Here is a 12,896-nt window from a genome sequence, read left to right as displayed (position 1 = left end):
CGCACGCCGCGCCGGCCAGCGCCGCCCAGGCCACACCGGAACCGCCCGCCCTGCCGGCGAGCGCGGCGGCGCTGGCGAGCGCGCCGACGCCGACGGCCAGGCACGTACCCAGAGCGGTGAAGCGGGGCAGCAGAAAGGCGCGGCGGTCGACCGGCGTGCTGATCAGCCAGGTCTGCGCGGCCGGGCTGACCACGATCGGCCCCACGGTGCGCAGCGCGTGCCAGGCGAAACCGGCGACGGCCAGGACCGCGGCCACGGCAATCCAGTAGCGTTCGGCCGGGTCGGAATCCGCGGTGGCGGGGGCGTTCAGGTAGTCGCGGCTCTCGTGGATGAGCGCCCAGCCGTACATGCCGATGAACAGCGCGAAGATGTACGCGTCGGTCAACATGTCGCCGAGCGAGGCCGTGCGCCGGGCGCGGCGGGCCTCCCGCAGCCGCCCGCGCACCTGCCGGGCGGTGGGGAGGGCCGTCACGCCCCGATCTCGATCCGCATGTCGGCGACGGCGTCGACCAGCTCGGTGTCGTGCGACGCCAGCAGCACCGTCGTGCCGGCGTCGCGCTCGTCGCGCAGCCGCTCGGCAAGCCATGCCCGGCCGCGTACGTCCAGGCGCTGCTCCGGCTCGTCGAGGATGAGCACGCGGCGGGGGCGCACGAAGCACGAGGCGAGCGCGAGGCGGCGTCGCTGACCACTGGAGAGCGTGACGGGCAGTTGGTCGCGCGCCCCGTCCAGCCCCAGTTCCGTGAGCACGTCCCCGACGGGCGAGCCGGTGCCACCGTGGGCGAAGGCCAGCAGTTCCAGGTGCTCGACCACGGACAGATCCGGGAAGAAGTCGATGTCGTCCAGCGCGGCCGCGACGATCGACCGCTGCTCCGGGTCGCTCTCGTCCGCCGGTCGGCGCCGACGACGCAGCGCAGCAGGGTCGTCTTGCCGGAGCCGTTCGGGCCGAGGACCACGGCGATCCGCCCCGCCTCGACGCTGAAGGTGAGGTCGTCGAGGACCACGAGGTTGCCGAAGGCGCGGCTCACTCCCCGTATCGCGAGCGCTTCCACACCCACAACTGTGACAGAACCGCTTCACCTACGGCTGACCCCTCGGCCAGCGTCGGTTTGGCCACCGCGGCCCTCCTCGGCCTCGTCGGCCTGCCCGCGGGTCGGGCCGCCGGATTCGTCCGGCGGCCCGACCCGCGTCGTCGCTACGGGCTGGCGCAGGTCACCGACGGCGTTGACGCGCTGCTGCCGTTGGCCGTGAAGCCGAAGGTCGTCGAGGCGCCGCCGGTCAGCGTGCCGTTGTAGGCGGCGTTCTTCACCGCGACCGTGCCGCTGGTCCCGGAGTTGACCCCGCTCCACAGGGAGCTGATGGACTGTCCGGACGCGAGGCCGAGCGTCACCGTCCAGCCGTTGAGCGTGGTGGAGCCGTTGTTGGCGACGGTCACCTCCGCCTGGAAGCCCGTGCCCCAGGAGCCGATGACCCGGTAGGTCGCGGTGCACGTGCCGGCCTGCCCGCCACCGGTGGTCGGCGCGGCGCTGGTCGGCCCGGTGCTCGTGGGTGCGGCGCTGGTGACCGGAGCGCGGGTGGTGGGTGGCGCGCTGGTCGGCGCCGCGGTGGTCGTCCCGGTGCCGGTGCAGGTGGGTTCGCCCGACTGGGTCGGCACGGTGACCGCGTTCCACGCGGCGAGGACCGCGTTGAACTCCACGCAGCTGTTGGGGTAGAGGTTCCTGGCCGCGTTGAGCGTGGCGACCCGGACGTTGATGTAGCGCCAGGACGACGTCTTCGACAACATGGCGTTGTAGTAGATCTTCCCGGCCTTCTGCAGGCTGATGCCCGTGACGGAGCTGTTGTTGCAGGTGGGGCTGTTCGGCTTCCCGTTGCCCGGCGACGAGCCCTCGGCGAGCAGGTAGAACCAGTGGTTGAGCGGGCCGGCGGCCGCGTGCACCTCGGTGTTCGGGATGGCCGAGGTGTAGCAGTTCGGGTCACCGGCCAGGGACGGCTGGTACATGTACCGGATCGGCCCGCCGCCGACCAGGTTCACCCGCTCGCCGACCTGGTAGTCCGGCGGGTCCAGCGGGGAGTTGATGTAGGCCTCGGTCAGCGCGCCGAAGATGTCGCCGGTCGCCTCGTTGAGCCCGCCGTTCTCCCGGCTGCTACCCGCCCCGCCCGGGGTGTACTGGAAGATGGCGTGGCCCAGCTCGTGGCCGACCACGTCGGCGGAGGTGGCCTGGCGGGCGCCGTCCTGCGAGCGGCCGAAGTTGACGTAGCTGCCGTTCCAGTAGGCGTTGACCTGGCTGAGGCCGACGCGGATCGGCGGCGCGCCGCCGGAGCCGTTGATGCCGTTGCGGCCGAGCCAGGCCGAGAGCATGTCCGACTCCTTCTGCGCCGCGAACATCGCGTCGACGCAGGCGGCCTCCAGGTTGGTGCCCGATCCGTTGCCCCACGAGTCGTCCGTGCCGGTGTAGGCGGCGCCGTTCTGACCACCGCAGCGCAGGCTGCCACGGGTGGGGTCGGTCATCGAGTACGACGAGCCGGAGCCCGAGGTGTTGATGGTGACCGAGCCGTGGTAGTAGCCGTTTCCCGTGCCCTCGCGGACGTCGTCGAGCGTGTCGCGGACGACGCCGGTGGTGGCGTCGACGAAGACGTGCAGCCGGCTCGGCCGGCCCTGGGCGGTCGTGCCCTCCACAATGGTCTCCCAGACCAGCGCGGGGGTGTCCCAGGCGAGTACGGACAGGGCGGGCGAGCTCGTCGTGGTGACCGAGGCGAGCTGCTTGCGGGCGGTGGCGGCCGCGGTGGCGGCGCTGACGGCGACGGTGGTGCCGACGGCGATGGGCTGGGTCTGTGCGGCGGCGGTGGACTTCACCGCGCCGTCCGCGTCGGTGACGACGACCGCGTCGCCCCCGATGACCGGCAGGCCGCGGTAGGTGCGGGTGTAGCTGACGTACCGCAGCCCGTTGCCGCCGACGGTGACGTCGCGGCGCTGCAGCGTGTCGCCGCTGCCGCGGTGCACGGCCGCGGCGCCGACGGTGCGGGCGAGGTGGGTGTCGGCGGCGGCGGCCGGGTCCACCCGGGGCGCCACGGGCGCGCGTTCGGCGGTCGCCGGTGAGGCGGCGACGGTCGCGACGGCTGCGACCCCCGCCGCGACGAGCGCCAGGGTAGTGGGTATTGCGACTCTGCGAAGGTTCACGGTGGTGGTCCTTCCGGGGAAGGCAGCATGCGTTTTCCCGCTGCCTGTGGCACACCACACCGTAATTGACCAACATATATGCATCAATGGTCGCCGGTGTTTCGGGCTGGTCGCCGACCAGCCGGGATAGCCCGCCGCGGGCTACTGTCGCGGGCATGGTCGGACACGATGCCCTCACCGTCACCCGCGAGGCCTACGACGCCGTCGCTGACGCCTACGCGGACGTGGTCCGCGACAGCCTGCGCAACACCCCGCTGGATCGCGCGATGCTCGGTGCCTTCGCCGACGTTGTCCGCGTCAGCGGCGACGGTCAGGTGGCGGACCTGGGATGCGGGCCCGGCTATGTCACCGCCTACCTGAACGAGCTGGGCCTACCGGCCTTCGGTGTCGACGCGTCCGCCGAGATGATCAAGTTGGCCCGGCGGGACTATCCGGCGCTGCGGTTCGACGTGGGCTCGATGGCCGCGCTGGACATCGCCGACGGCGTACTGGCCGGCGTACTCTCGCGGTGGTCCATCATCCACACTCCGCCGCAGGACCTGCCCGGCATCCTGGCGGAGTTCCATCGCGTGCTGGCACCTGGCGGACACCTGCTGGTCGGCTTGTGGGCCAGCGAGGACGCGTCCCATCCGACGCAGGTCTTCGATCACACGGTCGCGCCGGCCTACCGGTGGTGGCCCGACCACCTCGCCGCGTTGCTGGGCGAGGCCGGCCTGGTCGAGGTGGCCCGGATGCTCCGCGAGCCGCAGCCCGCCGACAAGCGGCAGTTCCGGGCGTTTCACCTGCTCGTCCGCAGAGCCTAGGCGGCCCCGAGAATCGCCGACGCGGCCGCCTCCACCTCGTCGGCCGCTCCGGGTCGGCGCGGTCGGCGGTCACGGCCCGATTCGGTACGTCGTCAGCCACTACGTCCCCGGCCAGTGGATCCGGTTCACCTTCACCGGGCCGCGCGGGTTCGAAGGGTTCCACGAGCTCGTCGTGTCCGCTGCGGACGGGGGCGCCCTGCTGTGGCACACGCTGACCATGCGCCTGCGCGGCTGTCCTGGGCGCTCGCCTTCCGGCCGATGCACGACGCTCCCGTGGAGGACGCGCTCGACCGGGTCGGTAGGCGGCTGAGCCGGTGAGGCGTGGTGATGGTCGGGAGGTGCTGAGTGGTCGCAAGCAGGAGCTGGTGCAGGATGCCCTTGTCCACACCTTCACCTCGGCCCGTCACGTCGATGTCGCCGGGTGGAACTGTACGTCCGCAAGATCATGCGTAACCTCTACCTCGATCGGCCGCGCCGCCGGAGCAGCGACTCCTGCCGCTGGCCGCCGCGCCGCCTCCGCAGGACCAGCATGCCGGGTCGGCACCTGAGTCGTACGAGGTCGTCGTCGTGCTGCTGGGCCCGGTCACCGCTGAGGCGGCCACGCCGTCGTCGTTGGGCCGGTGGGGGTGCCGGTGGTCGGGCAACCGCTGTTGGTCAGCCGCACAGGTCTGCGCACCCGGTAGAACGCGCGCAGGCGGATGTGCTCAGCCGCCGGGGCACCTGGTGTCGCCACCACTGAATTCGACACAGTGCGTCGGGCCGGCGGGCGGTGGGGGAGCCGGGTGCAGGGTGCGCCAGGACTGGGCCGCGCCGATCGTGCCGACCGGCACCAGCAGCACGGCGAGGGCCACAAAGGTCAGAAACGTCCCGCGCAGGCGGCCCGCCAGCGCGAGTCCGGCCAGGACCACCGGGCCGGCGGCCAGCACGGACGACAGCCAGAGCCACGCCCGCGCCGCCTCCAGCGAGAGTTCATGCGACCTGCCAGGGTCGTCGTCGTACGAGTTGGCCCAGCTCTCGAGGCCGATCCCGAAAACCCACCACGCGAGTGCGAGCATTGCGGCGATCCAGGCCAGGGTCACCAGGGCGACCGTCGTGGCGAGGACCGGGGTCCGGCGCGGCGTCGTGACGGCAACGGGACTCATCCGGCGAAGATATGCGGCACGATGCGTTGCCACATCGGATTACATACTCAGGTTCGCCTGAGTACCTCGTGCATCAATTGAAGTTTCTCTATGATTACCCCATCGTCCCGTCGATGGAGGTCAGATGCGCAGACTCAAGATGGCGATCGTGGCGACGGTCCTGGCTGGCTCGACGGTGTTCGTCGGCGCCACGCCCGCGCACGCCGCGACCAGCCTTCGCGGCGTCGTGTACGACTACTCGGAATGCATCCGGATCGGCAACTACGGCATCCAGAACTACGGCTGGACCGGGCCGGTCCAGTGCGTGTGGGTCCCGAACGGCAGCTACTACTACCCCACGGGCTTCTGGTTCATCTACGCCTGACGCGCACCATCGCAGCAACGGGCCGGCCGGGCTGCTGCCCGACCGGCCCGCTGAACCGGGCCGCGCTCGCTCAGCAGCAGCCGGAGTACGTCCGCCAGGCGTTGAGGCAGTCCGTCAGCGGAACCTTGCCGACATAGCAGGTGTTCCACCGCTGGTAGTAGTAGTAGCACTGGCCGCCACCGCAGCCCGTGAACTGGTACGCGCAGTACGTGTACTTGAGGTAGCAGGCCGATGCGGTGCGCTTCGGCGCGATCTTCCCGAGCAGCCTGTCGCCAGCCGTCCTGAGAAGGGCTGTCATGGTGCCTCCTTCGGTGTGGGTCGTTCCCGCAGCTCCGTTGTGAGAACCCAGGTCCGAGACTGGGGCACCCCGCTAACGAGTCACTAACGCTCCGACGGCACCGAGATCGGCCGCGAGTGTCCGCAGCTGCCGCCCCGGCGGGACCCCGAGCTCGGTGGCGAGCAGCTGCGACACCTGGTGGTACGCAGCCAGCGCCGCCGCGGTGTCCCGGCGGGCGATATGGCAGCGCATCACCATCTCCCAGGCCCGCTCCCTGAGCGGCTGTTCCAGGACGAGCCGGTGCATCTCGTCCAGCGCCGTGTCGACGTCGCCGAGGTGCAGCCGCGCCTCGGCGAGGCTCTCCTGCACCCGGGCCCGCCGGTCGTCGAGGGTCGCCGCCGCCGCCACGATCCGGGTACTGCGTACGTCGGAACACGCGGTGCCGCGCCACAGGCCCAGGGCCTGCTCCAGCAGGGCGACGCGCTGCCCGGTGTCGCGCGCGTCGGAGGACTGTGCCGCGACCCGGCTCAGCCGCTCGAACTCGGTCAGATCGGTGCTGACCAGCCGGTCCGAGAGCAGGTAGCCGGGCGACGTCGTCTGCAGGACCGCCGCGGCGTCATAGCCGAGACGGCTGATCTCCCGCCGCAGGCCACAGATGTGTCCCTGGAGCTTGGTGACGGCCGTCACCGGTGGGTGGTCGTCCCACACGGCATCGACCAGCCGGTCCACGCTGACGACGGCCCCCGGCTGCAGGGCGAGCAGTGCCACGACGGTGCGTCGTCCCGGACCGCCCAGCCGCACCTCGCTCCCGCCCGCCGTCATCCTGAGCGGACCGAGCAGGTCAACGACGATGGTCATGGCATATCCGCCCCGGCGGGTGCCGTCTCGGCGAAGCCCGCGGCCTGGAGGCGGAACATCGCCGCGTAGGTGCCGTCGGCCGCCATGAGCCCGTCGTGGTCGCCCCGCTCCACGACCACGCCGCTCTCCAGCACCACGATGATGTCCGCGTCGCGGACCGTGTTGAGCCGGTGCGAGATGAGCAGGGACGTCCGTCCCTGGCGCAGGTCGACGAGCCGACGATGGATCTCGTGCTCGGCACGCACATCCAGCCCCGAGGACGGTTCGTCCAGGATCAGCAGGTCGACCGAGCGACGCAGGACGGCGCGCGCGAGCGCGAGCCGCTGCCACTGCCCGCCCGAGAGGAGAACGCCGACCTCCGCCCCGTCGGTGGTCAGGTCCGTGCCGTCGCTGAACGTACGGCTGAGCAGGGTGTCGTACCCCTTCGGCAGGGCCGCCAGCGTGTCGGCCATGCCGGCCCACGCCGCGGCCGCCTCCAGGGAGCGCCGCTCGCCGCCCGCCGCGATGTCGCCCACGGCCAGGTTGTCGGCCGCGGAGAACTCGTACGTCATGAAGTCCTGGAACGTGGCACGGATGCGCTGCCGCAGCTCGGCGGGCGGGATGTCGCTGATGTCGATGCCGTCCCAGCGGATCGTGCCCCGGCTGACCGGGTAGAAGCCGCACAGCAGCTTGACGATGGTCGACTTGCCCGCGCCGTTCCCACCGACCAGCGCGACCGAGGACCCACGGGGAATCTCCAGGTTGACTCCCCGCAGGATCCAGTCGTGCGTCGGCGCGTACCGGAACCACACATCCCGGAACTCGATGCCGGCCGCCAGCGGCGGCAGCGCCGCCACCCGGTACTGCTTCGGGGTCGCGCGGTTGACACGGGTGACATCCAGGTAGTGGCCGAAGCTCATCGCCAACTGCCCCATCGTCGCCACGTCCATGACGACCGCTATCAGCGACGCCTGCACGGAAGCGAGCGCGGCGATAAGGATCACCAGGTCGCCGGCGGTGCCGTGGCCGGCGGCGATGCGATTGACGAAGTAGATCAGCGCCGCGCCCGCCACGACGCTGGTCAGCGTGGACAACGCCAGATCGACCCGGAACGCGTACCGGTCCTGGGTGCGCTCATCGGCCTGACCCGCCCGGATCTCGCGGACCATCCGCGCACGGAAGAACGACCCGAGCCCGAACAGCCGGACCTCCTTCGCGGCGCGCGGGTCGAGCAGCAGGTCGGAGTAGAAGGCCTGGCGTCGCCAGTGCGGCGTCGTCCGGACGATCATCTCGGTGCGCCGCCGGGTGAGCCGGAGCTGGGCGTAGAACGTCGGCAGTGCCGACAGCAGCACCAGCGCGGCCAACCAGCCGTTCAGCCGCAGCAGCGTGTACCCGAACCCGACCAGCGTGATGGCCGACGCGGCGAGCGACAGCAGCGAGGACATGATCTGGATCGGCGCGAACCGGCTGGCCTCGCGGGCGATCGTTAGTTTGTCGTGGAACCGGCTGTCCTCGATCTCCTCCAGACCGTCGTACGCCGACACCGCGGTGAACAGGTCGACCTGGGTACGCAGCGTGACGCGCCTGGTCAGCTCCTGTTCGAAGTAGCGCCGCACGTGCGAGACGAGTGCCGTCGCCACCCCCATCGCGACCAGGCCGACGATGCCCAGCCGGGCCTGGGCCGGGCTGCCGCCCCCCAGGCCGTCCAGCACCAACTTGGTGGACCACGCGACACCGACCGGCACGATGCCCATGAGGACCATCACGGCGATCGACACGCCCGCGGCGAACGGCGCCGCACCCGCACAGAGCACGACCGCCTGCGCGACGGCACGGGCGCCGCGGACGCTCGGCAGGGCGCCGCGCGGGCTCACTGGATCCATCGCTCGAGCGTCTCCTCGAGGTGGTTGCCCTTGGCGATCAGCGTGCCGCGGCCGTCATACAGCAGGAAGGTCGGCGTGCTGGTCACGGAGAAGGCGGCCATGAGATTGTCCATCCCCTGCTCGGCGACCACCGTGCCGGACTTCTCCAGAACCGGCGTGATGTCGTCCGGAATGCTCTCGTCGTTGATCGCGACCACGTTGATCACGCGGAGGCCGCGTTCCGCGATCTCCGCGGCGCGATGCGCCAGCTGCTCGGCCTGCGTGGGGCAGTAGCGGCACCCGGTGGAGAAGAAGCCGAAGATCACGGGAGTACCGGCGAGAGCGGCCCGGGTGAGCGATCCGTCCGCGCTGGTGAAGTCCGGCATGGGAGTGCCGGTCTTCAGGCCCGGCTGCGCCGAGGGCATCAGGTCGGCGAGATGGGCCTCGGTGTCACGCAGCCGCCGAATGATCGCCGCGCTCAGGAGCAGGTCGATCAGGACAACGACCGTCAGCACGATGACCGCTGTGGTCAGAACCATCGAACATCCTTCCCGGAACAATGGGGACGACGCGCTCGCGGACAGCGATCAGCGCGCGGAGCTGCCGAAGAGCCACATCACCGCGTCCAGGTAGACGACCGCGACGACGAGCACCCCGGCGACGGCGACGGCGATGACCGCCGTCGGGACATCGGTCGGTGGGTAGGACCGGTGCGCCACCCAACTGAGCGCGCCGGCCCCGTACGCGAGCAGGGCGAGCAGCGCCGTACGGGCGACGTGACGTGCGGACACGACGTCCTTGGTGGCGCCGAAGCAGTGGCAGCTCGTCCCGGCGCCCCTGATCACGGCCCGCGACAGCACGCCGGCGAAGACCGCGAAGAGGGTCCCGGCGACGAACAGCCCGGGCACGGTGGTCGCCGGGACGAGAACGAGCCCGAGGGTCACCAGTTCGCCCGCCACCGCGGCGACGGCGGCGTGCGCCGCGAGCCGGCGCGGGACCACACGAAGGTCGTTGATGCCGTCCCGGAACTCGCCGAACGCGGTCGCGGACCGCAGCTTCGACACGAGCGAGATGAGCAGGACGGCGGCGACGGTCAGGACTACGACAAGGACAACCAGCACAACCCTGCCCCCCGATGGCTTAGGTCACAGTGGAATCTGATGCAGTAACGTTGTCGAAACATGTCGCTGCGGAGAACCTAAGGCCGTATTGTGATCGATGTCAACGGGTAGATGTTAACGTTCACAACGCGATGGCGATCGGAGGACACGGCATCAGCGGCTACGGCTGGTTCGCGTTCCCCGTTGCGGCGGTCGTCGGCGTCGGCACGCTCGGTCTCGTGTGGCTGCGCCGGTCCTGGATGGTCCTGGACGTCACCGGCACCAGCATGGAACCCACCTACCTCAGCGGAACCCGGCTGCTCGCCGTTCGCGGCGCCCGTGTGCGGCGTGGACAGGCCGTCGTGCTCGAGCACCAGGGCCCGGACGCGGCGCAGCGACCGCCCGGCGGGAGCGACTACCTGGTCAAGCGCCTCGCCGCACTGCCGGGCGACCCGGTTCCCCCGAGCGTCCGCCCTATGGTCCACGTGGACACCGTCCCATCGGGACAGTGCGTGGTGCTCGGCGACAACCCCGACAGCACCGACTCGCGAACGTGGGGCTTCGTCCTGCGGTCGGACATCGTGGGCCGGGTCGTCCGCGCGCTGCCCTGACCCGGCAGGGTTTGGATCAGCCGCCAATATGTGAAGGGGCGCCCACCGAACCCGGCGGGCGCCCCTTTCGTGCTGTGTCACTTGTAGGTGATGTCGCTCTTCGTCACCCTGCAGTTGCTGGTGTTCCAGCCCTCACCGAGGTAGGTGGGTTCGCTGCCCTTGGGGACGCCCTGGTACATACCGCAGACCGTCTTGCCGCTGATCAGCGTGACCCGGGTGATCGTGGCGGTGTCACCCCAGTTGGTGTTGATACCGGCGACCATGCCGACGTTGTCCAGGAGGACGTTGTCGATGATCACGTGCCGCTGGTACGAGCTGGAGCAGTTGCCGCAGGCGCGGTAGAGCTTGCCGCCGCTCTTGGCGTAGAACCCGGTGATCTTCACTGTGCCCTTGCCGTTGTGCTGGAAGATCTTGTCGCTGGCGGACCTGGCGCCACCACCGATGACGTACGAGGTGCCACCGCTGGTGTCCTTGAACGTCGCCGCGTCCTCGCCCACGTCGTTCCACCACACGTTCTGCAGCGTGCAGGTGCCCTCGCAGTGCACGCCGTCACCGGCGGGCGAACCGAGGATCACGTTCTTCAGCGTCGCACCGTTCGAGAGGATGAAGATCGGGTCCTGGCTCTCGCCTCCGCTGCCGTCACCGGAGCAGCAGTAGGTCTTCATGCCACCGTCGAAGGTGCCGGAGACCTTGATGTTGCCGGAGGTGCTCACGTTGCCCTGCGACGACGGCCACGACCCGGTGGGCGTACCCGTGTTGGGCGGGGTCGAGGTGGTGGTGGGGGGTCGGGTCGTGCTGGTCGGCGGCCGGGTCGTGGTCGTGGCCGTGGTCGGGGTGGTGGAACCGCCACTGCCGTACGTCTCGAACTCGGCGATCCGCGGCGCGCCGGACGCGCCGGTGATCTCGAAGCTGATCTTCTTCAGCGACGTCGAGGAGAAGTTGATGGTGCTCGGGCTGCCGCTGCCACTGGTCAGGACGCTCCCCGAGTCGTGGTTGACGAGTCGCCAGGCGCTGATGGAGCCACCGCCGGACGCCTGCTTGATGACGACGGAGGCCACCGTCGTCGCGCTGCCCCACTTGACCGAAATGGTGCCGGTCGAACCGCTCGGCGCCCAGTACGTGCTGGTGTTGCCGTCGATGACATTGCCGTAGCTGGTGCCGCTCGCCTTGCTGGAGCCGTCGGCGCCGGCACCGAGGCTCAGGTTGTCGGCGGCGGAGGCGCTGGGAATCTGCAGCGCCAGCGTTACGGCTCCCACTGCGGCGGCTGCGGCTCCTCCAGCCAGCCAACGCAGGGTGGATCGTCGTCTCATCAGGGTCACCTTTCAGAGGAAAGCGCCACGGACGGGAAAGCGCTTTCCGAGGATGATAGAGACAGATCTATGTTGAAACAAGTGAGCGTCTGGTATACCCCTTATACGTTGCTTCCGTGCAGTCGGATGGTGACGCCTCGGCTACCCGATGTGCGCTGGCGGCGACGAAACCGGTCAGAGTTGCTTGATGTACCGGTGGCACCGCACGTGGGCGACCTCGGGGTGCCCGATCGCATAGTCGAACGGGCCGTCGTCGATCCAGCCGTGCCGTTCGTAGAAGCGGCGGGCCCTGGCGTTGCCCGGCACGACCGCCAGCCAGGTCAGCGGGTGGCCGCCTTCCGCCACCTGCCGTTCGGCCGCCCCGAGCAGGAGGGCGGCGACGCCGCTGCCCCGGTGGGCCGCGGCTACGTACACCTGCTCGACCTCGTCGCCGACGACCATGACGAAGCCGGCCACCTCGCCCGCCACCTCGGCCACCGTCGCATCGGCGACCCGCTCGGTGGCCCGCGTCCGGAACGACTCGTCGGTACGGATCGCGACCAGCGCGTCGGGGACATGACCGAGGTGACCGTCACGCCAGCCCGACATCCAGATCGCGGCGACGGCGTCGGTGTCCCCGGCCCGGGCCGGGCGCAGCTGCACTGGTCGCATCCGGCGACCGTACCAGCGAGCCGCGTGGTACCGGGCCGCCGCCGTGGCAACGGCGCGCCTTAAATTTCAATATCTCGACGCGAAAATTCAGCGCTCGGTGCTTCCCCGGGTTCCGTGTCCGCCGCCACGGCATTCCGTCGTCGGGTGGAGACGCATCGTGGCTGGTCAACTGGTCCAGTCAGGAGCGTCGACGGGCGACCGACGTATGTGGGCCCGGGCGGCGAGGGTGATCGTGAATGGCGATCGCGCGGGTCGGTACCCGGTGATTTCGATGGGTTCCGCGGGTGTCAGCCGGCCGGGACGCGTTGACGTGGTCACGCGGGGCGGAGTAACTTTCGCGTTACGCGTCACATTCGTGGGAGCCGATGCGGTGCGACCGTAAGGACAAGATCGCGTGTGTGGGCGTCGGTCTATCAGCCAACCTTTCCCGGGTGCCACCCGAGACCTGCGTGTGACTGTGCGCAGGCGTCGCGGGTGTTGGCTCTGCTTTCACATCAACTCAACCAGTGCGTCCCCTCCACCACACCAGAAGGGCAATCGACATGACCGAGAGTGTGCCGCAGGTGGGGCACGGCCGGAGACGGAGGCTCGCCGCGCGTACCGCGTTGGTCGTGGCGGCCGTTTCGGGTCTGGCCGCCACCACCCTCGTGTTGACGACGCAGGCGTCCGCCGCCGCCTCCACTCTGGGCGCCGCGGCGGCCCAATCCGGTCGCTACTTCGGTACGGCGATCAGTGCCAGCAGGATGTCCGACTCGACCTACCTG

Annotated in this window: 13 protein-coding genes and 2 pseudogenes; 4 read left to right on the top strand and 11 right to left on the bottom strand. The window is 70.2% G+C overall.

Features of this window, described 5'->3' with window-relative positions:
* From ABD211_RS28485 to ABD211_RS28475, 3 genes and pseudogenes are all read right to left on the bottom strand, one after another.
* On the bottom strand, positions 1–472 hold a 472-nt coding region (locus tag ABD211_RS28485), incomplete at its 3' end, for a DUF6297 family protein (RefSeq protein ID WP_344138503.1).
* Positions 469–953, bottom strand: a pseudogene (locus tag ABD211_RS28480) (ABC transporter ATP-binding protein). The pseudogene ABD211_RS28480 and the gene ABD211_RS28485, both read right to left, overlap by 4 nt.
* A 239-nt stretch (positions 954–1,192) precedes the next feature.
* On the bottom strand, positions 1,193–3,175 hold the full coding sequence (locus ABD211_RS28475) for a M4 family metallopeptidase (RefSeq protein ID WP_344138499.1): 1,983 nt from the start codon (positions 3,173–3,175) through the stop codon (positions 1,193–1,195).
* Positions 3,176–3,330: 155 nt separating this feature from the next.
* Here ABD211_RS28475 and ABD211_RS28470 point away from each other — a divergent pair, with 155 nt between their 5' ends.
* Positions 3,331–3,978: a class I SAM-dependent methyltransferase gene (locus tag ABD211_RS28470; protein WP_344138497.1), complete on the top strand. Its 648-nt coding sequence runs from the start codon at positions 3,331–3,333 to the stop codon at positions 3,976–3,978.
* Between the two features lie 704 nt (positions 3,979–4,682).
* Here the strand turns inward: ABD211_RS28470 and ABD211_RS28465 are convergent.
* Positions 4,683–5,120 (bottom strand): DUF6234 family protein, encoded by a 438-nt coding sequence (locus tag ABD211_RS28465; RefSeq protein WP_344138495.1) that lies wholly within the window; start codon positions 5,118–5,120, stop codon positions 4,683–4,685.
* Between the two features lie 124 nt (positions 5,121–5,244).
* Between ABD211_RS28465 and ABD211_RS28460 the strand changes: the two genes are divergently transcribed.
* The gene (locus ABD211_RS28460) at positions 5,245–5,484 is read left to right on the top strand and encodes a hypothetical protein (RefSeq protein WP_344138493.1); all 240 of its coding nucleotides are present in this window, start codon (positions 5,245–5,247) and stop codon (positions 5,482–5,484) included.
* 70 nt (positions 5,485–5,554) lie between these two features.
* On the opposite strand, the gene ABD211_RS28455 is transcribed toward ABD211_RS28460, so the two are convergent.
* The 5 genes from ABD211_RS28455 to ABD211_RS28435 all read right to left on the bottom strand — a co-directional run bounded on the left by ABD211_RS28455 (position 5,555) and on the right by ABD211_RS28435 (position 9,581).
* The gene (locus tag ABD211_RS28455; protein WP_344138491.1) at positions 5,555–5,782 is read right to left on the bottom strand and encodes a hypothetical protein; all 228 of its coding nucleotides are present in this window, start codon (positions 5,780–5,782) and stop codon (positions 5,555–5,557) included.
* A 72-nt stretch (positions 5,783–5,854) separates the two neighbouring features.
* Positions 5,855–6,619, bottom strand: coding sequence for an AfsR/SARP family transcriptional regulator (locus tag ABD211_RS28450; protein ID WP_344138490.1), 765 nt, complete (start codon positions 6,617–6,619; stop codon positions 5,855–5,857).
* On the bottom strand, positions 6,616–8,481 hold the full coding sequence (locus ABD211_RS28445) for an ABC transporter ATP-binding protein (RefSeq protein WP_344138488.1): 1,866 nt from the start codon (positions 8,479–8,481) through the stop codon (positions 6,616–6,618). The genes ABD211_RS28450 and ABD211_RS28445 overlap by 4 nt, the downstream gene beginning before the upstream one ends.
* Positions 8,469–8,999 carry a TlpA family protein disulfide reductase gene (locus tag ABD211_RS28440; protein WP_344138486.1) on the bottom strand — a complete coding sequence of 177 codons (531 nt, stop codon included), beginning with the start codon at positions 8,997–8,999 and terminating at the stop codon, positions 8,469–8,471. The genes ABD211_RS28445 and ABD211_RS28440 overlap by 13 nt, the downstream gene beginning before the upstream one ends.
* 48 nt (positions 9,000–9,047) lie before the next feature.
* On the bottom strand, positions 9,048–9,581 hold the full coding sequence (locus tag ABD211_RS28435) for a MauE/DoxX family redox-associated membrane protein (protein ID WP_344138484.1): 534 nt from the start codon (positions 9,579–9,581) through the stop codon (positions 9,048–9,050).
* Between the two features lie 131 nt (positions 9,582–9,712).
* On the opposite strand from ABD211_RS28435, the gene ABD211_RS28430 reads away from it, so the two are divergent.
* Entirely contained in the window at positions 9,713–10,171 is a 459-nt protein-coding gene (locus ABD211_RS28430; protein ID WP_344138482.1) for a S26 family signal peptidase, read from the top strand.
* Between the two features lie 77 nt (positions 10,172–10,248).
* Here ABD211_RS28430 and ABD211_RS28425 read toward each other — a convergent pair whose 3' ends face one another.
* A complete protein-coding gene (locus tag ABD211_RS28425; RefSeq protein ID WP_344138480.1) occupies positions 10,249–11,427 on the bottom strand; it encodes a pectate lyase in 1,179 nt (392 codons plus the stop codon).
* A gap of 228 nt (positions 11,428–11,655) precedes the next feature.
* A complete protein-coding gene (locus tag ABD211_RS28420; protein WP_344138478.1) occupies positions 11,656–12,132 on the bottom strand; it encodes a GNAT family N-acetyltransferase in 477 nt (158 codons plus the stop codon).
* Between the two features lie 542 nt (positions 12,133–12,674).
* Between ABD211_RS28420 and ABD211_RS28415 the strand changes: the two are divergent.
* A pseudogene (locus ABD211_RS28415) lies at positions 12,675–12,896 on the top strand (hypothetical protein); the annotation flags it as partial.

Source organism: Luedemannella flava (assembly GCF_039528515.1).
Taxonomy (GTDB): Bacteria; Actinomycetota; Actinomycetes; order Mycobacteriales; family Micromonosporaceae; genus Luedemannella; species Luedemannella flava.
Note: the sequence above shows the minus strand (reverse complement) of the source record. Positions and strands in the feature narration are given on the sequence as shown.

What these genes read in the sequence shown, in the direction of transcription:
- ABD211_RS28470 (WP_344138497.1), top strand. Translation starts at nt 3,331, where the DNA reads ATGGTCGGACACGATGCCCTCACCGTCACCCGCGAGGCCTACGACGCC.
- ABD211_RS28465 (WP_344138495.1), bottom strand. Translation starts at nt 5,120, where the DNA reads ATGAGTCCCGTTGCCGTCACGACGCCGCGCCGGACCCCGGTCCTCGCC.
- ABD211_RS28460 (WP_344138493.1), top strand. Translation starts at nt 5,245, where the DNA reads ATGCGCAGACTCAAGATGGCGATCGTGGCGACGGTCCTGGCTGGCTCG.
- ABD211_RS28455 (WP_344138491.1), bottom strand. Translation starts at nt 5,782, where the DNA reads ATGACAGCCCTTCTCAGGACGGCTGGCGACAGGCTGCTCGGGAAGATC.
- ABD211_RS28450 (WP_344138490.1), bottom strand. Translation starts at nt 6,619, where the DNA reads ATGACCATCGTCGTTGACCTGCTCGGTCCGCTCAGGATGACGGCGGGC.
- ABD211_RS28445 (WP_344138488.1), bottom strand. Translation starts at nt 8,481, where the DNA reads ATGGATCCAGTGAGCCCGCGCGGCGCCCTGCCGAGCGTCCGCGGCGCC.
- ABD211_RS28440 (WP_344138486.1), bottom strand. Translation starts at nt 8,999, where the DNA reads ATGGTTCTGACCACAGCGGTCATCGTGCTGACGGTCGTTGTCCTGATC.
- ABD211_RS28430 (WP_344138482.1), top strand. Translation starts at nt 9,713, where the DNA reads ATGGCGATCGGAGGACACGGCATCAGCGGCTACGGCTGGTTCGCGTTC.
- ABD211_RS28420 (WP_344138478.1), bottom strand. Translation starts at nt 12,132, where the DNA reads ATGCGACCAGTGCAGCTGCGCCCGGCCCGGGCCGGGGACACCGACGCC.